At 69.5% G+C, this 22,325-nt stretch carries 21 protein-coding genes, 1 tRNA gene and 1 pseudogene; 16 read left to right on the top strand and 7 right to left on the bottom strand.

Annotation, left to right across the window (positions count from 1 at the left end; genetic code table 11):
* Complete coding sequence (locus Y710_RS14630) at positions 1–426, bottom strand: VOC family protein (protein WP_045539704.1); 426 nt, start codon at positions 424–426, stop codon at positions 1–3.
* A gap of 95 nt (positions 427–521) precedes the next feature.
* On the opposite strand from Y710_RS14630, the gene Y710_RS14625 reads away from it, so the two are divergent.
* Both Y710_RS14625 and Y710_RS18785 read left to right on the top strand, forming a co-directional pair.
* Positions 522–1,490: a glycoside hydrolase family protein gene (locus tag Y710_RS14625; protein ID WP_062367776.1), complete on the top strand. Its 969-nt coding sequence runs from the start codon at positions 522–524 to the stop codon at positions 1,488–1,490.
* Positions 1,491–1,559: 69 nt separating this feature from the next.
* On the top strand, positions 1,560–2,150 hold the full coding sequence (locus tag Y710_RS18785) for an alpha/beta hydrolase (protein WP_062367775.1): 591 nt from the start codon (positions 1,560–1,562) through the stop codon (positions 2,148–2,150).
* A gap of 18 nt (positions 2,151–2,168) precedes the next feature.
* Here the strand turns inward: Y710_RS18785 and Y710_RS14615 are convergent, their stop codons facing one another.
* Positions 2,169–2,798: a DUF2461 domain-containing protein gene (locus tag Y710_RS14615; RefSeq protein WP_062367774.1), complete on the bottom strand. Its 630-nt coding sequence runs from the start codon at positions 2,796–2,798 to the stop codon at positions 2,169–2,171.
* A 104-nt stretch (positions 2,799–2,902) separates the two neighbouring features.
* Here Y710_RS14615 and Y710_RS14610 point away from each other — a divergent pair, with 104 nt between their 5' ends.
* Genes Y710_RS14610 through nrfD form a run of 4 tightly spaced genes read left to right on the top strand, consistent with a single transcriptional unit; the run spans position 2,903 to position 9,665 of the window.
* A complete protein-coding gene (locus Y710_RS14610; protein WP_006895794.1) occupies positions 2,903–4,324 on the top strand; it encodes an amino acid permease in 1,422 nt (473 codons plus the stop codon).
* 60 nt (positions 4,325–4,384) lie between these two features.
* A complete protein-coding gene (gene fdnG / locus Y710_RS14600; RefSeq protein WP_197462944.1) occupies positions 4,385–7,549 on the top strand; it encodes a formate dehydrogenase-N subunit alpha in 3,165 nt (1,054 codons plus the stop codon).
* A complete protein-coding gene (locus tag Y710_RS14595) occupies positions 7,549–8,571 on the top strand; it encodes a 4Fe-4S dicluster domain-containing protein (protein ID WP_062367772.1) in 1,023 nt (340 codons plus the stop codon). Before fdnG ends, Y710_RS14595 begins: the two co-directional genes overlap by 1 nt.
* Positions 8,568–9,665: an NrfD/PsrC family molybdoenzyme membrane anchor subunit gene (gene nrfD, locus Y710_RS14590; protein WP_062367771.1), complete on the top strand. Its 1,098-nt coding sequence runs from the start codon at positions 8,568–8,570 to the stop codon at positions 9,663–9,665. Before Y710_RS14595 ends, nrfD begins: the two co-directional genes overlap by 4 nt.
* Here the strand turns inward: nrfD and selD are convergent.
* Positions 9,652–10,641: a selenide, water dikinase SelD gene (gene selD / locus Y710_RS14585; RefSeq protein ID WP_062367770.1), complete on the bottom strand. Its 990-nt coding sequence runs from the start codon at positions 10,639–10,641 to the stop codon at positions 9,652–9,654. The genes nrfD and selD overlap by 14 nt on opposite strands.
* Positions 10,642–10,673: 32 nt before the next feature.
* Here selD and Y710_RS14580 point away from each other — a divergent pair.
* From Y710_RS14580 to selB, 3 genes are all read left to right on the top strand, one after another.
* A tRNA-Sec gene (locus tag Y710_RS14580) sits at positions 10,674–10,769 on the top strand.
* 30 nt (positions 10,770–10,799) lie between these two features.
* Entirely contained in the window at positions 10,800–12,116 is a 1,317-nt protein-coding gene (gene selA, locus Y710_RS14575) for an L-seryl-tRNA(Sec) selenium transferase (RefSeq protein ID WP_062367769.1), read from the top strand.
* A 5-nt stretch (positions 12,117–12,121) separates the two neighbouring features.
* Positions 12,122–13,939: a selenocysteine-specific translation elongation factor gene (gene selB, locus Y710_RS14570; protein WP_062367768.1), complete on the top strand. Its 1,818-nt coding sequence runs from the start codon at positions 12,122–12,124 to the stop codon at positions 13,937–13,939.
* A 93-nt stretch (positions 13,940–14,032) separates the two neighbouring features.
* Here the strand turns inward: selB and Y710_RS14565 are convergent, their stop codons facing one another.
* Together Y710_RS14565 and Y710_RS14560 are read right to left on the bottom strand one after the other, a co-directional pair.
* Entirely contained in the window at positions 14,033–14,833 is an 801-nt protein-coding gene (locus Y710_RS14565) for an ABC transporter permease subunit (RefSeq protein ID WP_006895802.1), read from the bottom strand.
* On the bottom strand, positions 14,830–15,744 hold the full coding sequence (locus tag Y710_RS14560) for an ABC transporter ATP-binding protein (RefSeq protein WP_062367767.1): 915 nt from the start codon (positions 15,742–15,744) through the stop codon (positions 14,830–14,832). Before Y710_RS14560 ends, Y710_RS14565 begins: the two co-directional genes overlap by 4 nt.
* Before the next feature lie 76 nt (positions 15,745–15,820).
* Between Y710_RS14560 and Y710_RS14555 the strand changes: the two are divergent.
* The 3 genes and pseudogenes from Y710_RS14555 (at position 15,821) to Y710_RS14545 (ending at position 18,169) form a co-directional block, all read left to right on the top strand.
* Positions 15,821–17,036 (top strand): annotated as a pseudogene (locus Y710_RS14555) (histidine kinase).
* Positions 17,033–17,686 carry a response regulator gene (locus tag Y710_RS14550; RefSeq protein ID WP_039867204.1) on the top strand — a complete coding sequence of 218 codons (654 nt, stop codon included), beginning with the start codon at positions 17,033–17,035 and terminating at the stop codon, positions 17,684–17,686. Before Y710_RS14555 ends, Y710_RS14550 begins: the two are co-directional and overlap by 4 nt.
* A 24-nt stretch (positions 17,687–17,710) precedes the next feature.
* The gene (locus Y710_RS14545; RefSeq protein ID WP_062367766.1) at positions 17,711–18,169 is read left to right on the top strand and encodes a peroxiredoxin; all 459 of its coding nucleotides are present in this window, start codon (positions 17,711–17,713) and stop codon (positions 18,167–18,169) included.
* Between the two features lie 13 nt (positions 18,170–18,182).
* On the opposite strand, the gene Y710_RS14540 is transcribed toward Y710_RS14545, so the two are convergent.
* A complete protein-coding gene (locus Y710_RS14540) occupies positions 18,183–18,581 on the bottom strand; it encodes a DoxX family protein (protein WP_006895807.1) in 399 nt (132 codons plus the stop codon).
* Positions 18,582–18,625: 44 nt separating this feature from the next.
* Between Y710_RS14540 and Y710_RS14535 the strand changes: the two genes are divergently transcribed.
* Positions 18,626–19,399 (top strand): enoyl-CoA hydratase, encoded by a 774-nt coding sequence (locus Y710_RS14535; protein ID WP_052692412.1) that lies wholly within the window; start codon positions 18,626–18,628, stop codon positions 19,397–19,399.
* 13 nt (positions 19,400–19,412) lie between these two features.
* Here the strand turns inward: Y710_RS14535 and Y710_RS14530 are convergent, their stop codons facing one another.
* The gene (locus Y710_RS14530) at positions 19,413–19,973 is read right to left on the bottom strand and encodes a hypothetical protein (RefSeq protein WP_045538293.1); all 561 of its coding nucleotides are present in this window, start codon (positions 19,971–19,973) and stop codon (positions 19,413–19,415) included.
* Between the two features lie 108 nt (positions 19,974–20,081).
* Here Y710_RS14530 and Y710_RS14525 point away from each other — a divergent pair, with 108 nt between their 5' ends.
* The 3 genes from Y710_RS14525 to Y710_RS14515 all read left to right on the top strand — a co-directional run.
* Positions 20,082–21,203 (top strand): sensor histidine kinase, encoded by a 1,122-nt coding sequence (locus Y710_RS14525; RefSeq protein ID WP_062367765.1) that lies wholly within the window; start codon positions 20,082–20,084, stop codon positions 21,201–21,203.
* On the top strand, positions 21,200–21,841 hold the full coding sequence (locus Y710_RS14520) for a response regulator (protein ID WP_006895811.1): 642 nt from the start codon (positions 21,200–21,202) through the stop codon (positions 21,839–21,841). Before Y710_RS14525 ends, Y710_RS14520 begins: the two co-directional genes overlap by 4 nt.
* A 96-nt stretch (positions 21,842–21,937) precedes the next feature.
* Positions 21,938–22,325 (top strand): DUF222 domain-containing protein (locus Y710_RS14515; RefSeq protein ID WP_156479455.1); only part of this gene is annotated, 388 nt, incomplete at its 3' end.

Here is a 22,325-nt window from a genome sequence, read left to right as displayed (position 1 = left end):
TCAGGTGAGGGCCTGCGCCAGGCCGACGAGGATGCCCTCGGGCCCGCGTATGTAACAGAGCCGGTAACTGTCCTCGAACCGGACGATCTCGGTGCTGATGATCTCGGCGCCGTGCGGACGCAGGCGCTCCAGCGTCTCGTCGAGATCGTCGACCGCGAACATCACGCGCAGGTAGCCGAGTGCATTCACCGGAGCCCTCCGGTGATCGGCGACGACGTCCGGTTCGATGAACCGCGACAGTTCGAGCCGACTGTGCCCGTCGGGGGTCGCCATCATCGCGATCTCCACCCGCTGCTCGACGAGACCGGTCACCCGGCCCGCCCAGGGACCCTCCACGACGGCCTGGCCGTCGAGCGACAGTCCGAGGGCGCTGAAGAACTCGATGGCCGCGCTGAGATCTTCGACGACGATGCCGACGTTATCCATCCTCACGGGCACGCACTCACTGTACCGAGATCCGTCCGCGATGTTGAGCCAACGAGCACCCGCCGCCGGCGACCGGAGGACATACTGCTTCAGTGATGTCAGTGAAGCGCACTCGTCTCCTCGCCGTGTCGGTCGTCGTGCTCGCAGCGGTCGGGCAGTTGCTGGCAGGCCCGGGCCGCAGCGATGCGGCGCCGACCGGCTGGAAGTACACGATGGTCGGGTTCAGCAACGGCACCGACCGAGCCATGGACGTGTACGGGTCCAGCGACGGCACACAGTTCAAGCCGGTGCGGAAGGCGGCCTACCGTCCGCCGACCGGCCGGGTCCGCGACCCGAGCGTGTTCCGGAACACCGACGGCATGTACTACGTCACGTACACCACCGCAGACGGCGCGAACATCGGCTTCGCCCGCAGCCGTGATCGGGTGAACTGGACGCCGATCGGCAACTATCCGGTCCCGTTCTGCTGCGCACTGCTTCCCGGGACCGGCGACGGCACCGGGTCGATGAACATTCCGGGATCGTCGGGCTCGGCCGCGTTGAAGAGCGCCCCGTCACTGTCGCCCTTCACCACGAAGGCGTGGGCGCCCGAATGGTTCGTCGAAGGCGGGCGGGTCCACGTCGTCCTGTCGATGTCCACCGGCGGCGGCTTCGTGCCCTACGTCATGACCGCTTTGGAGCCGTCTCTGCGTCTGTGGAGCATGCCGGTGCCGATCGCCGGCATCGGCGCCGACCACATCGACACCACCATCGTGAAGGTCGGGGCCACCTACCACGCCTTCACCAAGAACGAGACGCACAAGTACGTGCAGCACGCGGTGTCGTCGAAGCTCGCCGGGCCGTACCGGTTCGTGGCACCCGGCGATTGGGGTTCATTCGTCGAGGGACCCGCGGTGACGCAGTTGCCGAACGGCGCCTGGCGCATCTATCTCGACGCGTACAAGGCGGGGAAGTACGTCTACTCCGACAGCACCGACGGAATGCGCACGTGGTCGCCCGTCAGAGAGCTCCCCGGCTTGTCCGGCTCGGTCCGGCACTTCGGTGTGATGCGCGAGCGGGGCTGACGTGCCGACAGCGACCCCGAGGCCCCCGACTACGACCTTCGCGATCTCGCAGGCGACGCAGCAGCGCTCGTGCGGGTGCGCGGAGCGGACAACGCGCACATGGGTGGGCTGGGTGTCGGCGGCATGGTCGCTCAGGTCGCGGCACTCGACTTCCCGGATGTGTTCACCGCGCTCACCCTCGTCGGCACCAGGGCGGTCGCGCCGGGTCCGGTCGACGACGATCTGCCCGATCACGACGCGAACGTGATGGCGGCGCTGTTCTCGCGACCGAGCCCGGACTGGGCCGATCGCACGGCCGTCGTAGCGCATGCAGCCGAGAGCGCGCCGCTCCTTCACAACGACCCGGATCAGGCAGGCCGTCTCGCCGGTCGGATCTGGGATCGAACGCCGTCGAAGGCTCCTGCCGTGCACATGGCGAACCAGCGCGGCACCGTCTTCGCCCGGCTCGACTGTGCACCGCGCTGGCGTGAGCACCTCGGCGAGATCCGGATGCCGACGCTCGTCGTCCACGGCCGGCTCGATCCGTTCTTCCCGGTGGGCAACGGTCGAGCCCTGGCCGCGGAGATACCCGGCACACGGCTGCTCATCCTGGACGACATGGGTACCGGACTGCCCGAGCAGGCGAGCGGCGAGGTCGCTGCCGCGATGCTCGATCTCTGAACCCCGGCCGGCCGTCGGTCAACCGACGCGCCGGACCAGCCAGTCGACCAGCGGCCTCGTCTGACGCCAGTCCTTCCGAACCCGGTCGACCAGCGCGGGGGAGTGGATCACCTCGTCGAAACCGTAGTCACGGCTCACGGTCAACGACCGGTACCGCAACAGGTCGATCCGCGGGTGGTCGGCGCTCCAGCCGCGCGGCGAGGTCTTGACACGGTCGCCGCCCACCTCCCACCCCTTGCGTTGCAGGGTGCCGACGATCTTCTCGAGCTCGGCTCCGTGGAGGTCGTCGTCGATGGCGCGGCGAATGGCGGCGAGAGTGTCGGGGTCGGCGTGATAGAAGCCGGCGGCCACGCGCACTCCCGGGGCCGAGATCTGGACGTAGTAGCCGGTCGCGGGTCCGACCGCCACGAACGCGCCCTGATGGGTCTTGTACGGGGTCTTGTCCTTCGAGAACCGGACGTCCCGATACGGGCGGAACACCTTCGCCGGACCGAACTCGTCGGCGAGTTCGTCGGTCAGCGCGACCATCGGCGCGGCGACGCTGGACTGGTAGACGTCGCGGTGTGCTTCCCAGAACACTTTGCTGTTGTCGATCTCGAGATCGTCGTAGAAGTCGAGCGCAGCCTCGGGGAATCCGGTGAAGCTCATGGGTCGAGCCTACCGAGGGCCCTGCGGCTGTCCGATTGTGACGAGGGTCAAAGGACGTCGTAAATTGTCCCCCTGAACGGTGTGACGCTGGAAGGGGTGACCGAATGACGGTGGCGAGCGAAGAACGCGCTCCCGACGAGGGATATCAGCGCGGACTGACCGCGAGTACGGTCCAGATGATCGCCATCGGCGGTGCCATCGGCACGGGCCTGTTCTACGGCTCGGGCGGAGCGATCGAGAAGGCCGGGCCGGCGCTGCTGCTCGCCTACGCGCTCGCGGGCCTCGCGATCTTCATCGTGATGCGCGCACTCGGCGAACTGCTGATCTACCGGCCGGTGTCCGGCGGCATCAGCGAGTACGCCGACGAATTCCTCGGGCGGTTCGCCGGCTTCAGCCAGGGCTGGACGTACTGGGCGGTGTGGACCACCACCTGCATGGCCGAGATCACCGTGGCGGGTAAGTACGTCAACTACTGGTGGCCGGCGATCCCCGGCTGGGTGACCGCGCTGACGGTTCTCGTCATCCTGTTCGGCGCGAACCTGATCTCGGTCGGCCTGTTCGGCCGTGCCGAGTTCTGGTTCTCGGCGATCAAGGTGACGGCGATCCTCGGCATGATCATCGTCGGCATCGGAGTCCTGTTGCCGATCGCCGGCTTCGGTCCGGCCGAGGGTCCCTCGGTGACCAACCTCTGGAACGACGGCGGGTTCTTCGCCACCGGTTTCACCAATGCGCTGCTGAGCCTGCAGATCGTCATGTTCGCCTACGTCGGTGTGGAACTGGTCGGCGTCACCGCGGGTGAGGCGGAGAACCCGAGGGTCACTCTGCGCAAGGCCATCAACTCGGTGCCCTTCCGCATCGGCATCTTCTACGTCGGTGCGATCCTGGTGATCCTGTCGGTCCGCGGATGGCGGAACTTCCACGCCGGAGAGAGCCCGTTCGTCGCGGTGTTCCAGTACATCGGCCTGCCCGGCGCGGCCGGTCTGGTCAACTTCATCCTGTTGACCGCGGCGCTCTCGTCCTGCAACTCCGGCATCTACTCCACCGGCCGGATGCTCCGTTCGCTGGCACAGCGCGGCGACGCGCCGCACGGTCTCGACCGCTTGTCGAGCCGGAAGGTGCCGGTGGCCGGAATCGTGCTCAGTGCCCTGGTGATGGTCCTCGGCGTGGTCGTGAACGCGATCGATCCCGATCACGCGTTCTCGTACATCACCTCGGTCTCGACCGTCGGGATCATCGTCGTGTGGTCCACCATCCTGATCTGCCAGATGCGGTTCCGGGCGAAGGTCAAGAGCGGGGAACTGCCCGAATCCGATTACCGGGTGCCCGGAGCGCCCTACACGACGTGGGCGGCACTGGCGTTCCTGGCGTTGGTCTTCGTTCTGCTGTTCTTCACCGAGGACGGACGGATCGCCCTGATCGTCGGCGCCGTCTGGTTCGCCTGCGTGGTGATCGGCTACGTGTTCTGGTCGCGGATGCCGCTGCGGGAAGAGCCCGTCGAGACCGAGAGCCGCGTCGAGCGACGATGACGGCCGATTTCCGGATCGATCCGGCCGGCCCGAGCGCGCCGACGCGATAGGGTTGGGGACGTGTCCAGGTTCAGTCCCCTCGAGTGGCCGGTGTTCCGGCAACTGCGGTCGGGTGACGTGCTGGGCCGAGGTCCCGCGGTGGAGTCGCCGCGCACCAAGGCGATGCAGTCACGCACCGCCACGGCGGACCGGATGGCGCAGAGCGTCTGCCCGTTCTGTGCGGTCGGGTGCGGTCAGCGGGTGTACGTCAAGGATGAGCGGGTCATCGCCATCGAGGGCGATCCGGATTCCCCGATCTCGCGCGGGCGACTCTGTCCGAAGGGGGCGTCGAGCGAGCAGTTGGTGAACAACCCGCTCCGGCAGACCACGGTCCGCTACCGCGCCCCGTACGCCACACAGTGGCAGGACCTGGATCGGGACACCGCGATCGACATGATCGCCGACCGCTTCCTCGAAGCCCGTCGCAGGCACTGGCAGGACGTCGACGAGCACGGAAACCCCTTGCGCCGCACCATGGGTGTGGCCTCGCTCGGCGGGGCGACGCTAGACAACGAAGAGAATTACCTGATCAAGAAGCTCTTCACCGCCGCAGGCGCGATTCAGATCGAGAATCAGGCGCGGATATGACACTCCGCCACGGTTCCCGGTCTGGGAGCCTCGTTCGGCCGCGGTGGTGCCACCCAGTTCTTGCAGGACATGGCCAATGCCGACTGCATCGTGCTCATGGGCGGCAACATGGCGGAAGCGCATCCCGTCGGATTCCAATGGGTCACTGAGGCGAAGGCGCGCGGTGCCCGCGTGATCCACGTCGATCCGCGTTTCACCCGCACGTCGGCGGTGGTCGACAAGCACATCTCGATCCGGGCGGGATCGGACATCGTGCTGCTGGGTGCGCTGATCAACTACATGATCACCCGCGAGCGCTACTTCCACGAGTACGTCGTCGCGTACACCAACGCGGCGACTCTGGTGAGCGAGGACTACCGGGACACCGACGACCTGGACGGTCTCTTCTCCGGCTTCGACGAGGAGTCCGGCACCTACGATCGCGCCACCTGGCAGTACACCGGCGGGCGGGACGAGACGCTGCAGGATCCGCGCACCGTGTTCCAGATCCTGAAGCGGCACTACTCCCGCTACACCCCGGAGATGGTGACGCAGATGTGCGGCATCGCCGAAGCGGAGTTCGAGTACCTCGCACGGTCGCTGGCCGACAACTCGGGTCCCGAACGCACCGGATGCTTCGGCTACGCGACCGGGTGGACTCAGCACACGATGGGTGCCCAGGTGATCCGCACGGCTGCCATTCTGCAGTTGCTTCTCGGCAACGTCGGACGTCCCGGTGGCGGAATCATGGCGTTGCGCGGTCACGCGAGCATCCAGGGCTCCACGGACATTCCGACGCTGTTCGATCTGCTTCCCGGCTACCTGCCGATGCCGTCCGCGGGCAAGCACAATACGTTCGACGACTACCTCGCGACGGTGCGGCCGGCGTCCGGCAAGGGATTCTGGGCGTATGCCGAGGACTACGCGGTGAGTCTGCTCAAGGCGTGGTGGGGTGAGGCGGCGACCGCCGAGAACGACTGGTGCTTCGACTATCTGCCGCGGCTCACCGGACCGGCGGGCACATACCAGACCGTGGTGGAGATGCTGGAGGGCAATGTCGACGGTTACTTCATCGTCGGTCAGAACCCCGCCGTCGGATCGGCCAACAGCCGTCAACAGCGGATGGCGATGTCCAAGCTCAAGTGGCTGGTGGTGCGTGATCTGAACATGATCGAGAGCGCCACCTGGTGGAAGGAGGGGCCCGAGATCGACTCGGGTGAGCTGAAGACCGAGGGCATCGCCACCGAGGTCTTCTTCCTGCCGGCCGCCACCCACGTCGAGAAGGCCGGCTCGTTCACTCAGACGCAGCGCATGGTGCAGTGGCGCCACCAGGCGGTGGCCCCACCCGGCGACGCGCAGAGCGAACTCGACTTCTATTACGAACTCGGCAGGCGCATCCGGGAACGCGTGGCCGACTCGACCGACCCGCGCGACCGTCCCCTCCAGGATCTGACCTGGGACTACCGCCGCAACGAACACGGTGACGTGGACCCGGAGGCGGTGCTCGCCGAGATCAACGGCCGTCATCTGACGGGGCCGAACGCCGGCGAACCGATCGACTCGTACACCGAGTTGCGTTCCGACGGCTCCACGATCTCCGGGTGCTGGATCTACGCGGGCGTCTACGCCGGCGGGGTCAACAGGGCCGCGCGGCGCACGCCCGGCGGCGGTGGCGGCGTGACGCAGTCCGACTGGGGCTGGGTGTGGCCGTCCGACCGCCGCATCCTCTACAACCGGGCGTCGGCCGACCCGCAGGGCCGGCCGTGGAGCGAACGTAAGAAGTACGTCTGGTGGGACGCCGACGCCGGACGGTGGACCGGATCGGACGTTCCGGACTTCCCGATCGACCGCGCGCCGGGGACGGTGCCGCCGGAGGGTGCGATCGGTGCCGACGCCATCGGCGGCGACGACGCGTTCATCATGCAGGCGGACGGGAAGGGCTGGCTGTTCGCGCCGAACGGTCTGGTCGACGGTCCGATGCCGACGCACTACGAGTCGCAGGAGTCGCCGGTCCGCAACGCCCTGTATCCGCAGCAGCAGTCGCCGGCCAGGGTGATGCTCCCCCGCGAGGACAATCTCGACGCGCCGAGTGCCGGCGACCCGGGCGCCGGCGTCTACCCGTACGTCTTCACGACGTACCGGCTCACCGAGCACCACACGGCGGGCGGCATGAGTCGATGGTCGCCGTACCTCTCCGAACTCCAGCCGGAGATGTTCTGCGAGGTCTCTCCGGAACTGGCCGCCGAATGCGGGCTGACCGCGCAGGGATGGGCGACGATCGTCTCGCCGCGCGGTGTGATCGAGGCCCGGGTGCTGGTCACCGACCGGATGCGGCCGCTGGAGATCAACGGCCGCGTGGTGCACCAGGTGGGTCTGCCGTATCACTGGGGTGTGGGCAACGACGCGGTGGTCAGCGGTGACGCCGCCAACGACCTCGTCGGTGTCACGATGGATCCGAACGTCTTCATTCAGGAGTCGAAGGTGGGTTCGTGTGCGGTCATCGCGGGGCGTCGTCCGCGCGGTGCCGCCGCCGATGCGCTGGTGCGCGACTACCAGCGACGGTCCGGGGTCACCGTCGAGACGGACAACAGCCGTCTCACACCGCGAGAGGAGCAGTGATGGGCCAGCTGACCGGACCGACCGATCCGAGCGCCGATGCGCACTGGCATCCTCACGAGGACCGGCGCGGCTTCTTCACCGACACCTCGATCTGCATCGGCTGCAAAGCCTGCGAGGTGGCGTGCAAGGAGTGGAACGGCAACCCCAGAGACGGCGACCTCGAGTTCACCGGAATGTCGTACGACAACTCCGTGTCTCTCGGTGCCAGCACGTGGCGGCATGTCGCCTTCGTCGAGCAGGACGCGGACCGCATCGCCACGGCACGAGCCTCGGGCGCTGGGCTGGCGGACCTGGGTATGCCGCAGGTCCGCGGTGCCGACCCCCTCGACCCGCCGGCGCCGAGTTCGCCGTCACCGGACACGACGCCGCCGGACACGCCGGAATTCCGATGGCTGATGTCCTCAGACGTCTGCAAGCACTGCACGCACGCCGGTTGCCTCGACGTGTGCCCCACCGGCGCGATGATGCGGACGGAGTTCGGCACCGTGGTGGTGCAGGCCGACATCTGCAACGGCTGCGGCACCTGCGTGGCCGGCTGCCCCTTCGGGGTGGTGGAGCGCCGCAGCGACGGCACGGTGGCGCCGACCGTCCGCGAGGGCGACCGCAAGGGTGAGCAGCCCGAGATCCCGAATCGGGGCGTCGCCCAGAAGTGCACGCTGTGCTACGACCGCCTGCGAGACGACCAGACGCCCGCCTGCGCACAGACGTGCCCCACCACGTCGATCTCCTTCGGCCGGCGCACGGACATGGTGGAGCGAGCGCACGAGCGAGTGGCGCAACTGCACGCTGAGGGGATGACCGAGGCGCGGTTGTACGGCGCCAACGAGGACGACGGCGTCGGCGGCACCGGGTCGGTGTTCCTGCTGCTCGACGAGCCGGAGGTGTACGGACTGCCGCCCGATCCCCGCGTGTGCACCGCCGATCTGCCCCGGATGTACCGGCGCGCCGGTACGGCGGTGGCCGGGATGGTGGGCGCCGCCGTGCTGTCGTTCCTCGGCTCGCGAAGGGACCGGCGAGCGTGACGAGTTCCGAATACGGCCAGTTCCGTCCGCCGCGTCCGCAGCGTCCGCAGCGGGGGAGGCGTCGCGGGGGCGGCGGTCGCCGCGGCGACGAGTTGATGGTGCCGCAGGCGCAGGTGGAGCATCTCGATGAGAACGGCTACTACGGGCACCCCGTCGTCAAGGCGCCGCCCTGGGAGACGCCCGTCGGTGCGTATCTGGTGCTCGGCGGGATCGCCGGCGGCTCCGGACTGCTCGCCGCGGGTGCTCAGCTCACCGGACGGAAGGTGTTGCGCCGCAATGCGCGACTGGCGGGGCTCGGCGCCGCGGGGGCCGGAGCTGTGGCGCTCGTCGCCGATCTAGGCCGGCCGGAGCGGTTCCTGCACATGATGAGGACCTTCAAGGTCACCTCGCCGATGAGCGTCGGCTCATGGATTCTGATGGGGTACAGCGGGATGATCGGGGTGGCCGCCGCGTCGGAGGTCGACGCTCTGACGGGTGATCGGCTGCCGCTCGGCCGGCTCCGACCGCTGCTCCGGGCACTCGAGGGCCCGGCGGGACTGGGGGCGGCCGCGATGGGTGCCCCGCTGGCCGCGTACACCGCGGTCCTGCTCGGCGACACCGCGATGCCGACGTGGAATGCGATGCACCGGGATCTTCCCTTCGTGTTCGTCAGTTCCGCGAGCTTGGCCGCGGGCGGTCTCGCACTGATCACCACGCCCGCAGCGGAAGCGGGACCGGCCCGCAATCTGGCCGTTCTCGGTGTGATCGGCGACGTCGCGGCGACGCGGCTGACGGAGCAGCGGATGGACCCGGTGGCCGCCGAACCCCTCCACCACGGCGGGCCGGGGAAGCTGATGCGCTGGGCCGAGCGGCTCGCGGTGGCCGGCGGCGTGGGCGCGCTGATCGCGGGCGGTCGGCAGGGCCGGGGCCGGCGGGCGCTGGCAGCGGCGGCCGGTGGAGCGCTGGTCGCGGCGTCCACGTGCACGCGGTTCGGCGTCTTTCATGCGGGCCTGGAGTCGGCGCGCGATCCGCGCTACACGATCGAACCGCAGAAGCGCAGGCTCGCGGCCCGCCGTGCGGCGGGGGTGACGGGAGACTCGATCACCGGACTGTGATGCCCGGCGCTCCGCCGGCCACGGTGTGCCCGATCACCGGATGGCCGGGCACTTCACCGACCACCAGCAGACCGCCGGAGGTCTGGGCGTCGGCCAACAGCAGCAGATCGTCTTCGCTCACCCCGGCGCCCGCGCCGAGGTGCGGGCGCACCCAGTCCAGGTTGCGTCGCGTCCCGCCGGAGACGTAGCCGTCGCGGAGGGCGTCGAGAGCGCCGTCGAGTACCGGCACCGCCGAGGCCTCCACCACGGCGCTCACGCCGGACGCGCGGCACATCTTGTAGAGGTGGCCCAGCAGACCGAAGCCCGTGACGTCGGTGGCGGCCTGGACGCCGTTCGCCACGGCGGCGTCGGCCGCGTCGCGGTTGAGTGCGGTCATCGACGCGATCGCGTTGGGAAACACCTCGCCGGTCCGCTTGTGCCGATTGTTCAGCAAGCCGACGCCGAGGGGTTTGGTCAGCGTGAGGGGGAGCCCCGGCTCGGCGGCGTCGTTGCGCAGGAGACGGTCGGGGTCGGCGACGCCGGTGACCGCCATGCCGTACTTGGGCTCGGGGTCGTCGATGGTGTGACCGCCGATCACCGGGCATCCGGCCTGGGCGCCGACGTCGAGCCCGCCGCGCAGCACCTCCGTCAGCAGTTCCATCGGCAGCACCTCGCGAGGCCAGCCGACTAGGTTGACGGCCACCACCGGCCGCCCGCCCATCGCGTAGACGTCCGACAGGGCGTTGGCCGCGGCGATCGCGCCCCAGTCGTAGGCGGAGTCGACGACGGGAGTGAAGAAGTCGGCGGTGGACAGCACCGCCAGACCGTCGGCGACGCGGACCGCGGCGGCGTCGTCGCCGTCGTCGAGACCCACCAGCACATCGGGGGATCGCTGTCCGACGAGGCCGCGCACCGCGTCCTCCAACTCGCCCGCCGGGATCTTGCAGGCGCACCCTCCGCCGTGGGCGTAGTCGGTCAGTCGCTTAACCTGAGTCACACGGCCGAGCGTAGACGGCTATGTTGGTCTGCGGAGGCGTCTGGGTTCCTGGTGGGCCCCCCGGTCTTCAAAACCGGTGAGGTCGAGTATCTCGGTCTGGCGGGTTCGATTCCCGTCCGTCTCCGCCAAACTCTCTCGTCGAGTGACCAGGAGACTGAGTGAATCAGGTTGCGCCGCAGCATGACCCGCGCAGATTGATTCCGCGCACGGATGCTCTGCTGGCGTTGCCGGCGGTAGCGGCGGCTCGTCGGCGCCTGTCGGCGGACACAGTCGTCGAGCGTGTCCGCGCGATACAGGAGAGGGCACGCCGAGGTGAGTTGCCGCCGCAGGAGGTGGCTGCCGCGGTGATCGCCGACCTCACCCGAGCGCGGGCTTGGGCGCAGACGCCGGTACTCAACGCCACCGGCGTCGTCGTCCACACCAATCTCGGTCGCGCCCCCCTCAGCCGGGCCGCGGTGTCGGCGATGGTCGATGCCGCCGGCTACGTCGATGTGGAACTGGACCTGGAATCGGGGGTCCGCGGAAAGCGGGGCGCCCGGACCCGCTCCGCGTTGCTCGCCGCGTGCCCGGCGGCCGGTGACGCACTGGCGGTGAACAACGGTGCGGCGGCACTGGTGCTCGCGACCACGGCGCTGGCCGCCGGCCGTGAAGTCGTCGTCTCCCGCGGTGAACTGATCGAGATCGGAGCCGGGTTCCGGCTGCCCGACCTGATCGCGTCGACCGGGGCCCGGCTCCGCGAAGTCGGCACCACCAATCGCACGCATCTCTCCGACTACGCCGACGCGATCGGTCCGGACACCGGGTGTCTGCTCAAGGTTCACCCCAGCAACTTCACGGTCTCCGGATTCACCTCGGCCGCGCCGGTGAGCGAGCTGGCGCAGGTGGCGCGGGACCGGGGCGTGCCGCTCGTCGTGGACGTCGGCTCCGGACTGCTGGCGCCGGATCGGACGTTGCCCGACGAACCGGATGCGGCGACGATGCTGAACGACGGTGCGGATCTGGTGACCGCGAGCGGCGACAAACTGCTCGGCGGGCCGCAGGCCGGCCTGGTCCTGGGGCGGGCAGATCTGGTGCAGCGGCTGTCGCGGCATCCGCTGGCGCGTGCGGTGCGGATCGACAAGCTGGCGCTGGCCGCGCTCGAAGCGACGGTCGCCGGACCCACCGCGCCGGTGGTCGAATACCTGCACGCCGATCCGGAGCGTCTGCGGGCGCGAGCGCAGGCGCTGGCGGCGGCCGTGGACGGGACCGTCGTCGAGCACGACGGCCGCGTGGGCGGCGGCGGTGCTCCGGGAGTTCCGCTGCCCGGCTACGCGGTCCGGCTGCCGGAGTCGATAGCCGCGCGGCTGCGGACCGGGACGCCGTCGGTGCTGCCGCGCGTGCACGACGGGTTCACACTGATCGACCTGCGCTGCGTTCCGGAGGCGGACGACTCGCGGCTCGCCGAGGCCGTCCGCGCCGCCATGCGGGCGGACTGACCGCAGTGTTCGTCGTCGCAACCGCGGGACACGTCGACCACGGCAAGTCGACTCTCGTGAAAGCGCTGACCGGGATGGAGCCGGACCGCTGGGAACTGGAGCGGCGGCGCGGTCTCACGATCGACCTGGGTTTCGTCTGGACCGTGCTGCCCTCGGGTCGGGAGGTGGGCTTCGTCGACGTGCCGGGCCACGAGCGGTTCCTGACGAACATGCTCGCCGGGCTGGGACCGGCCCCCGCCGTGTGCTTCGTGGTCGCCGCAGACGAGGGGTGGCGCGAACAGTCCTCAGATCACCGTGATGCGCTCGCCGCGCTCGGTGTCGACCGCGGACTGATCGTGGTGACCCGGACCGATCGGGCGTCGGCGGACCGGATCGCCGAGGTCACCGCGCAGGCGCGGCACGAATTGGCGAACACCGGACTCGCCGACGCCGAGGCGGTCGCCGTCTCGGCCCGTGACGGCACCGGGCTCGACGATCTGCGCGGCGCGCTGGACCGGATGCTCTCGGCACTGCCGCAGCCGCGGTCCGGACGAGTACGGCTGTGGGTCGATCGTGCATTCACCGTCACCGGCTCGGGCACCGTGGTCACCGGGACACTCGAGGCCGGGGCACTCGCTTCGGGCGAGCGTCTGGACCTGTTCGGCAGAGACGGTCGTCGTGAAGTGACCGTCCGCGGACTCCAGTCGCACGGCAGGCCGCTCGACGCCGCGCGGCCGGTGAGCCGTACCGCGGTGAACCTCCGCGGCGTCGCCCACGATGCGATTCACCGCGGCGACGCACTGCTCACTCCGGGCGCCTGGCCGGTGACGACTCTCGTCGACGTCTGCCGTGTGGGGCCGGGGATGGGCCCGCGGGAACTTCCGGAGTGGCTCACAGCGCACATCGGCACGGTGGCGGTGCCGGTGCGCGTGCGCCCGCTCGACGGCGACCACCTTCGCCTCACCCTGGCGAGGGGACTCCCGCTCCAGCGGGACGACCGCCTGGCGCTGCGCGATCCCGGCGCGGGACGGATCCTCGGCGGCGTGCGGGTACTGGACGTCGATCCGCCCGAACTCGTCCGGCGCGGCGACGCGCGGCGGCGGGCGGGAGCGCTCGCCGGTCTGGCACAGGACGCCGCCGCCCTCGCCGAGGTGCAGCGGCGGGGCGCGGTCCGACGTACCCGACTCGACGACCTCGGCCTGGAGACCGGGGTGGTGCCCGACGGGGTCGAGGCGGTGGGCGAGTGGTGGGTGACGACGCGGCTGATGCATCACTGGCAGATGCGACTGCGTAGCGCGGTCACGGAACTGCATGACCGCGACCCGTTGGCGGCGGGACTGTCGTACGGCGCGGCGCGGGATCTGCTCTCGTTACCCGACCCGGCGCTGCTCGGCGCTGTGGTCGACGGGGCCGGCGTGGCGGCCCGCGGCGGTCTGCTGTCGCTTCCGGAGCGCAGGTCCGATCTCGGCCCCGCCGAAGCGGGAGTCTGCGCACTCGAGAAGCGTCTCGCGGCCGATCCGTTCGCGGCTCCGGAGGCCGACGACCTGGCGGCTCTGGGGCTGGGCGTGCGCGAACTCGCCGCCGCCGACCGCGCCGGGAGGCTTCTCCGGCTCGGCGACGGGCTGGTATTGCTGCCCACCGCGCCGGCGCGGGCGATGCGCGAACTGGCCCGGCTGCCGCAGCCTTTCACCACCTCGCAGGCGCGGCAGGCACTGCGCACCTCGCGCCGTGTCGCGATCCCGCTGCTCGAGAACCTCGATGCGCGCGGCTGGACGCGGCGGATCGACGCCGGTCATCGCGAAGTCGTGCGCCCGTCCGGCCGACAGGCGGCGGAGACGGGGTGACAGCAGAAAGATGACTGGCGCACCCGGGGAGAGGTTTCGGGTGCGCCAGTCGGCATTGCGTTCAGCTCTTCCAGGTCAGGTGACCGCCTGAGGTCACTTGACCTCCGAACGCAAGATTCGGTAGATGCCCAGGGTGATGGGGATGCCGATCCAGATGGCGTGAGCCACCAGGAAGTGTGCCCATTCGGCTCCCGTCGGCCAGGAGTCGGACATCAGCGGGCCGGACGATGTGCTCGTGCTGATCCAGTCGCCCACATGGTGGTCGCGCAGCGCCGGAACCAGTTCCAGAACCAGGCCGATGGCGTTGGGCAGGACGAAGTAGGCGACGATCGCGGCCGGTGTGTTCAGGAACAGCGCGGCGAAACCGAAGCCGAGGAGCAGACCCGTGATCTGGAGGATCACCGCGCCGGTCAGCCCGGCGGCCGGGAACGACCACGAACCGTTCGGGTCGCCGTATGCGGCCCCGACGATCACATTGCCGATGGCGCCGACGATCAGGGCGAAGGCGACCGCGGCCAGTGCGGCGACGAGCGAGGCCACCAGCTTGGCGACCACGATCCGTTCACGTCGCGGTTCCATGGTGAAGGTGATCAGGGCGCCGCGCTGGCTCCACTCGGAGGTCACCAGCAGAATCGCCATCACCGGCAGCAGGAAGCCGGTCGGGGTGTTCATGATGCCGAAGAAGTCGGCGAAGCCGGCGCCGTCACCGTTGTCGGTGGAGTTGCCGGTGGTGATCAGCATGACCACCATGATCACGACCGAGATGAGACCCATCGACGCGATCAGCCAGAAGCCGGCGCGGGTGTCGACGAGCTTGCGCAGTTCGACGCGGATCAGGCGGCTGAGCGGGATCGGCTTGGCCGTCTGATCGACGGCCGCATACGTGGTGGTCATCGGAAGACTCCCTGGTTGACGGGCTGCTCACGCTGGGTCTGCTGCGTGAGCTGCAAGAACATCGCCTCCAAGCCGGTGTTGTCGCCCGGCCGCAGCTCCACGAGGTGGATCTGGGCGTCGAGCGCCACCCGGCCGACGACGGTCGGTTCGGCTTCCACGTGGAAGCCGCCGTCGGCAGCGGGGTGCGCGACCACCTGGGCCGCGGCCAACGCGCGCCCGAGCGCGGCGTCGTCGACGGCCTTGACTCGGGTGCCGGTGCCCGCGAGCAACTGCTCCTTGGTGCCCTGCGCCACGATGCGGCCCTGCCCGATGACGATGAGATCGTCGGCGATGATCTCGATCTCGTGGAGCAGGTGGCTCGACAGCAGGACGGTGCCGCCGCGGTCGGCGTAGTTGCGCAGCAGGGTGCGCATCCAGTGGATTCCCGCGGGATCGAGGCCGTTGACCGGCTCGTCGAGGATGAGTATCCGCGGATCGCCCAGCAGGGCGTTGGCGATGCCGAGCCGCTGGCGCATGCCGAGCGAGTAGTTGCGGACCCGGCGCCCCGCCTCCTGCGGCGTGAGGCTCACCAGGTTCAGGACCTCGTCGATGCGGCTGCGGTCGAGGCCCATGGTCATCGCGGACAGGCGCAGGATCTCGGCACCGGTCCGGCCTGCGTGCTGGGCGGATGCGTCGAGCAGGACTCCGACCTGAGTCGCCGGATTGTGGATGTCGCGGTACTCGACGCCGGCGATGGTCGCAGATCCGGCCGTGACCGGAGTGAGTCCGGCGATGATCCGCATGGTGGTCGACTTGCCCGCGCCGTTGGGCCCGAGGAAGCCGGTGACACGGCCGGGCTTGCAAGCGAACGAGACGTCGTCGACGGCGACGTAGTCGCCATATCTCTTCGTGAGGTGCTCGACGGTGATCATGACTGACGATTCTGCTCTGAACCGGCGGCGGGCACATCAGTCCGCCGACTGATTCCGGGTCAGCCGAAAGTAGGGTATGACCCTGACCCGGCGCACGAGGGAGCACCGCGGGCGGCGGGATACGGTGACACACGTGCACCCCGACGACTATCAGCCACAGCTCACGTGGCGCAGCCATGCGTGGCGGCTCGCGGTGGTGCTCGCCGTCTCCGGACTGGTCTGGGGCACGCGGGCCGGCTACCAGTGGCAGTACGCGAGGTGGTGGTTCGCGGCTGATCTGCTCCTCGGCGTGCTGTCGTTGATCGCGGTGCACTGGCGTCGGAGGTATCCGGTCGCGGTGGCGATGGCGACCAACGTGGCTTCGACGGTGTCCGCGTCGGCGGCCGGACCGTCGATGCTGGCGCTGGTCTCGCTGTCGACCCGGCGACGGTGGCGGGAGATCGTTCCGGTCGCGGCGGTCGCGATGGTGTGTTCGCTGTTCTCGCAGCTGTGGCATCCACCCGACGAACCCGAGCCGACCGTCATCGACTACTTCGTCGTCGCGGTGATCCTGCTGCTCACGATCGCGTGGGGCCTGTACCTCGGATCGCGGCGTGAACTTCTCGCCTCGTGGCGGTCTCGGGCCAAACTGGCCGAGGCGGAACAGGAGGCCAGGGTCCGGCATGCGAGGGCCACCGAGCGCGGCCGGATCGCGCGAGATGCACGACGTGCTCGCTCACCGGATCTCCACCGTGCACATGTACGCCGGAGCGCTGGCATTTCGCGACGACCTGCCGGCCGATCAGGTCCGCGATGCGGCGCGGACCATCGAGCAGATGTCGGCGACGGCGCTGACCGAGTTGCGCGAGGTGCTCGGTGTGCTCCGCGACGATCCCGGTGACGCGTCGCCCGAGCAGCCTCAGCCCGGAGCAGCCGACATCCCCGAGCTCATCGACGAGAACCGCGGGCACGGAATGAATCTCGCCTTCGACTGCGACGCCGACCTGGCGGCGATCCCCGACGGGGTGGGGCGCACGCTCTACCGCTGTGTGCAGGAGGGTGTCACCAATGCGCGCAAGCACGCTCCGGCGACAGCGGTCGCGATCGGCCTCGACGGTGCACCCGACCGCGGTGTCGACCTGGTGGTGAGCAACCCGCTGCCCATCGGCGACCACAAGTCGAGAGTGCCGGAGTCCGGCTTCGGACTCGTCGGTCTCGCCGAGCGGGTGGAGCTTCGCGGCGGGCGGCAGTCGGCGCATCTGACGGCCGACGGCCGGTTCGTCCTGCGGGTGTGGCTACCGTGGCAGACATGACGTCTCGATTGATGATCGTCGACGACGATCCGCTGGTCCGGTCCGGGCTCCGGCTGCTGGTCGGCGGCGACCCCGGTCTGGAGGTGATCGCCGAGGCAGGAGACGGCCGAGAGGCACTGGCCCGGTACGCGGCCGATCCGGTCGATCTGCTGTTGATGGATCTGCGAATGCCGGTGATGGACGGTATCGACGCGACCGCCGCGTTCAAGGCGGCACCGAATCCGCCCGCCGTCATCGTGCTCACCACCTTCGACGCCGACGAGTACGTGGTCCGAGCGCTGGCCGTCGGCGCCGACGGGTTCCTGTTGAAGGACACGCCGCCGGCGGAGATCATCACGGCGATCGGACGGGTGCTGGCTGGGGAGCCGGCGCTGAGCCCGTCGGTCACTGCGGCGCTCATCAAGCAGGTCGTCGACGGCCGGGACGGAAACCGGGAGTCCACGGCCCGGGAGGCGGTGGACGCGCTCACCGGTCGTGAGCGAGAGGTGGCCGTCTGTCTGGCTCGGGGCGCGTCGAACGCCGAGATCGCCTCGGAGCTGTACATGTCGGTGGCGACGGTCAAGGCCCACATCTCCCGGATCTTCACCAAACTCGACGCCGCCAATCGGGTGCAGGTCGCGATCCGGATCCACGACGCCGGACTCACCTGAGCCGGCGGAGTAGGGTCGGGGACCATGAACATCGGGGACACCGCACCGGATTTCGAGCTGCCCGACCAGAACGGTCGACGGCGACGGCTCTCCGAACTGCTGGCCGACGGGCCGGTCGCGCTGTTCTTCTATCCGGCGGCGTTCACCCCGGGCTGCACGAAGGAGGCCTGCCATTTCCGGGACCTCGCAGCGGAGTTCGCTGCCGCGGGAGTGCAGCGGATCGGGATCAGCCGGGATGACGTCGCGAAGCAGAAGAGCTGGACCGACGAGCACACCCTCGACTACCCGTTGCTGGCGGACGTCGACGGCGCCGTCGCCTCCGCATACGGTGTCCGGCGTGGATCGCTGCTGGTGAAGGTCGGCATGCCGACCAAGCGGGTCACGTTCGCAATCGGCTCCGACGGAGTCATCGCCGACGTGATCGCGTCGGAGATCAACATGAACGTGCACGCCGACCGCGTGCTCAAGGCCCTGGCGCGGTAGCCGATCAGGGCGGTTACCGGCGCTCGGCTCGGGGACCCGGGCGTTCGGCCGGGCGGGGACCTGTGGCGGCGAGCGCCGCGTAGAAGAGAAGCAACGACGACGCGGCGGCGAAGTTCAGCCGGAGGTCGCGGGCCCGGACGTGTGCTCCGACCGCGAGGCAGAAGTACACCGTCAGCATGACCGCCGTGAAGCGGGCCAGCATCGGGAACCTCGGGGCCGCGGCGAGTCCCGCCGCCGACGCGGCCTTGACCACCGGAAACACCCACCGTTGGTCCGCGGGATAGCCCACGTCGTCCAGACATCGCGCGACGTAGGGGATCGGGCCGAGGCAGATGATCGCGTCGGCGGACTGGCCCGCTGCGGCGAGCCGATACACGAGGGGATCCCGGAGCAGATCGGTCGGCACGTTCATGTCAACCGATCGTACGGTCGGCGAGGATGGACGACAATGGTGAGATGACTGATTCCGCTGTGTCCTCGTCCGTCTCCGACGGCGTCGGCGTCCTCACCCTCGACGACCCCGACCGCCGAAACCCCTTGTCACTGGCCACCATGCGGGCTGCCACCGAAGTCCTGCGCACTTTCGGCGAGAACCCGGAGGTGCGGGTGATCGTGATCAAGGCGCACGGTCCGGCGTTCTCCGCCGGCCACGACCTGTCGGAGATGGTCGAGCGCACGGTCGACGACGAGCGGGAGATCTTCGCGGCCTGCACCGACCTGATGACGGCGGTCCACGACGTTCGCCAGCCGGTGATCGCCCAGGTCCAGGGAATGGCGCTCGCAGCGGGCTGCCAGTTGGTCGCCACCTGCGATCTCGCGGTGGCCGCCGACAGTGCACGGTTCTCCACGCCTGGCGTCCGCATCGGGCTCTTCTGTTCCACTCCGATGGTCGCGCTCAGCCGTGCCGTCGGGCGCAAGCGCGCCATGCACATGCTGCTGACCGGCGACATGGTCGATGCCGCGACCGCCGTCGAATGGGGCCTGGTCAACACCGCCGTGCCCGCCGCCGATCTGGAGAGCACCGTCGCGGAGCTGGCCGGGCGGATCGGCCGGTTCAGCGGCGACACCCTCGCCATCGGTAAGCGGGCCTTCTACGACCAGATCGATCGCACCGAGCCGGAGGCGTACGCCGCGATGACCGAGGTGATGGCGACCAACGCCGTCACCTGTGATGCCCAGGAAGGTATCTCTGCGTTCCTGGGCAAGAGGGATCCGGTGTGGCGGTCGTAGACGGCGCCACCGTTCAGCCGGACGACGCTCCTCGCGCGGACCCCGCGTACCACACCGGGCCGGTGAGCAGCCAGATCGCGGTGATGACGCCGAGAGTCTTGAACAGACTGAACAATTCGTCGCGCTGGCCGGCGTCGGCGACCGTGAAACCGAGGACGAGCACCACCGCTCCGGCGATCGCGGCGGCGGCGAGCCAGCGGCCGAACTCGGCCCACTCGTGCCGGAGCCGTACCGGTCCCCGCTTGGGCACCGGGACGGGTGCCGGGCCGTCGGCGTACCGGTGCGCGAACCTGACATCGGCCCACCGGATCAGCCGCGGTCCGAAGACGACGGTCACGCCCAAGTAGATCGGCGCCAGCCGGTGGGCCAACCCGACGTCGCCGCCGGAGTGGAGGTCGAGTGCCACGGCCGCGAGGAGCGCGACGTCGAGCCCCGGGACGGCCGCCAGTACCAGTGTCGAGAGGCGCTGCGCGCGGACCAGGTAGCGCAACGACAGTCCGCCGGCGACGAGTACCCAGAAGCCGACTTCACAGCCGGCGATGGTCAGCAGTACCGGGTCGGTCAGATCGTTCATGCGTTCAGCATCGGGCGGATCGCCCGAAGGCACATCCCTCATCCGGCTCGTCGGCGTCATCCCTTCGGCGGACCCGAAGCCCCGCGACGTGTGCTGTAGTGATGTCTGATGATGTCGATTCCCAGATTCTCGTCGACGACGGTGTCGGCTCTCGGCACACTGGTCGTCGGTCTGCTGCTGTGGGTCAGTGGGGCGTTCACGCTGATCCAGGGCTGGGGCGGGCATTCGGCTCCGGTCAAGATCGCGATCCTGGTGGCGGCGTTCGTCGTTCAACTCGCGGCGCCTCGCCGACCGTCGGCGGCGCTCGCGATCATGGTGGTTCTCATCGCGCTCGACCTTCCGTCGGGTGCGTCCCTTCCGCTCTGGATCTCCTTCACCGACGTCATCTTCGCGGTCATGACGGTCGGGTCCGCGCGGTTGCGCAGGTTCGTCGGTGTCGCCTGCTTCGCGGTGACGGTCGCGGGTGCGGTGGCTGTGGCGCTCGCGGCGGATCCGCGGGCCGGTGTGCTGGTGGGCCTGCTCGGAGTGGCCTTCCTCGTCTCGCCGCTGGGCTACGCGCAGTCGGTGCACGCCACCATCCGGGCGGCGCGGGCCGAACAGTCGGCCGCCGCAGCCGAGCACGCCGCGGCGCTGGCGGAGGAACGTCGCCGGGTGTCGCGGGAACTGCACGACACGGTGGCGGGCCACGTGTCGGCGATCGCGATCCTGGCCGAGGCCGCACGTGAGGCACCGGACCCGAAGCCGGTGATCGCCTCGATGCGCTCCAACAGCCTGGCGGCGCTGTCGGAGCTGCGGGAGATGATCGACGTGCTCGCCGCCGACGGCGATGACACTCCGACTGTCCGCTGGTCGTCACTCGCTCCGTTCGTGACGGCGGCGGAGGCGGTCGGCTCGGCCGTCGAGGTGCACGGCGACACCGAAGGTCTTCCGCTCGCGATCGAGACGGTGTTGACCCGGATCGCGGGTGAGGCGCTGGCGAACGCGACGCGCCACGAGCCGGGACAGCCCGTCGCGGTGCAACTGGTCTCAGCCGGAGACCTCGTCGAGATGACGGTCAGCAACGGTCTCACGGACGGACGTGCGATGGCGCGCGGCGAAGGCGACGGATCGGGAGGAAATGGGTTGCGCAACATGATGATTCGCGCCGAGAGCATCGGCGGGTCCGCGACCGCCGGTGTGGAGGGTCGACGATGGGTGGTCCGCGTGCGGGTGCCGGTGGTGCGGGCGTGAGCCGGACGCGAGTGGTCCTGGCCGACGATCACGCCGCGGTCCGAGAAGGCCTGCGGCTGGTGTTGGAGTCGTCGGGAGAGATCAGCGTGGTGGGCGAGGCGTCGAACGGTGCCGATGCCGTCGACGCGGCCGAGAGGCTGCGGCCGGACGTGGTGGTGATGGACGTCCGCATGCCGGGGACGGACGGAATCGCCGCCACCGCCGAAGTCATGGCGCGTACCGACGCGGCCGTCCTCGTCCTGACGACCTTCGACATCGACGAATACGTGCTCGGCTCACTGGCGGCCGGAGCGAGCGGGTTTCTGCTGAAGTCGGCGTCCGGCGCGGAACTCGTCGACGGTGTCCGACGTGTCGCGCAGGGCGACGCGGTGCTCGATCCCGCGGTGACCCGGGTGGTGGTGGACGCGATGCGATCACGTCCCGCCGAGCCCGCTCCGGATCTGAGTGACCTCACCGAGCGGGAGATCGAAGTCCTCGGCGGTCTCGGCGCCGGACTGTCGAATGCGCAGATCGCCCGCCGCCTGATGATCGGGGAGGCGACGGTGAAGACCCACGTCTCGCGGGTGCTGATGAAGCTGGGCGTGCAGTCGCGGGTGCAGGCCGCTGTGCTGGCGGCACGATCGGGCATCGAGTTGTGAGGCGGCGGCTTTGTCAGAGGGCGGCGGTATGATTCGAACATAGAAGCACAGCAGGAGTGTTCTCGGGCACTGTGCAGGTGGAGGGGGGTGGGTTCGATGGTCGCGTCAGAAGTGCTGCCGGACGATCCGGCCGCCCTCGCCCGCCTGTTGGAAGCTGCGGCGACCAAGTTCGCGTCCCTGCCACTGTCCGCGGTCCCCGAAGACACCCTGCTGGAAACCGTCGAGACATTGGAACGTACTCATCGTCGTCTCGACGGTGTGGACGCCGCGGTGTTGGTGGAGGTCTCCGACCGGGCCGTGTATCGCAAGGCGGGGTATTTGTCGGTGCATCAGTATTTGGCGCAGGGGTTGCGGCTCGGTGACGGTGCCGCCCGCCGCCGACGTGTCAGTGCCGCCGGGATCGGACGGTTCACCGACCTGCAAGGCCAGACCCGCGAACCGGTACTGCCGGCGACTGCTGTCGCGGTGGGCGAGGGTGCGATCG

The sequence above is a fragment of the Gordonia sp. QH-12 genome, from assembly GCF_001578675.1.
GTDB lineage: Bacteria > Actinomycetota > Actinomycetes > Mycobacteriales > Mycobacteriaceae > Gordonia > Gordonia sihwensis.
This window is presented reverse-complemented; position numbering and strand designations above follow the sequence as displayed.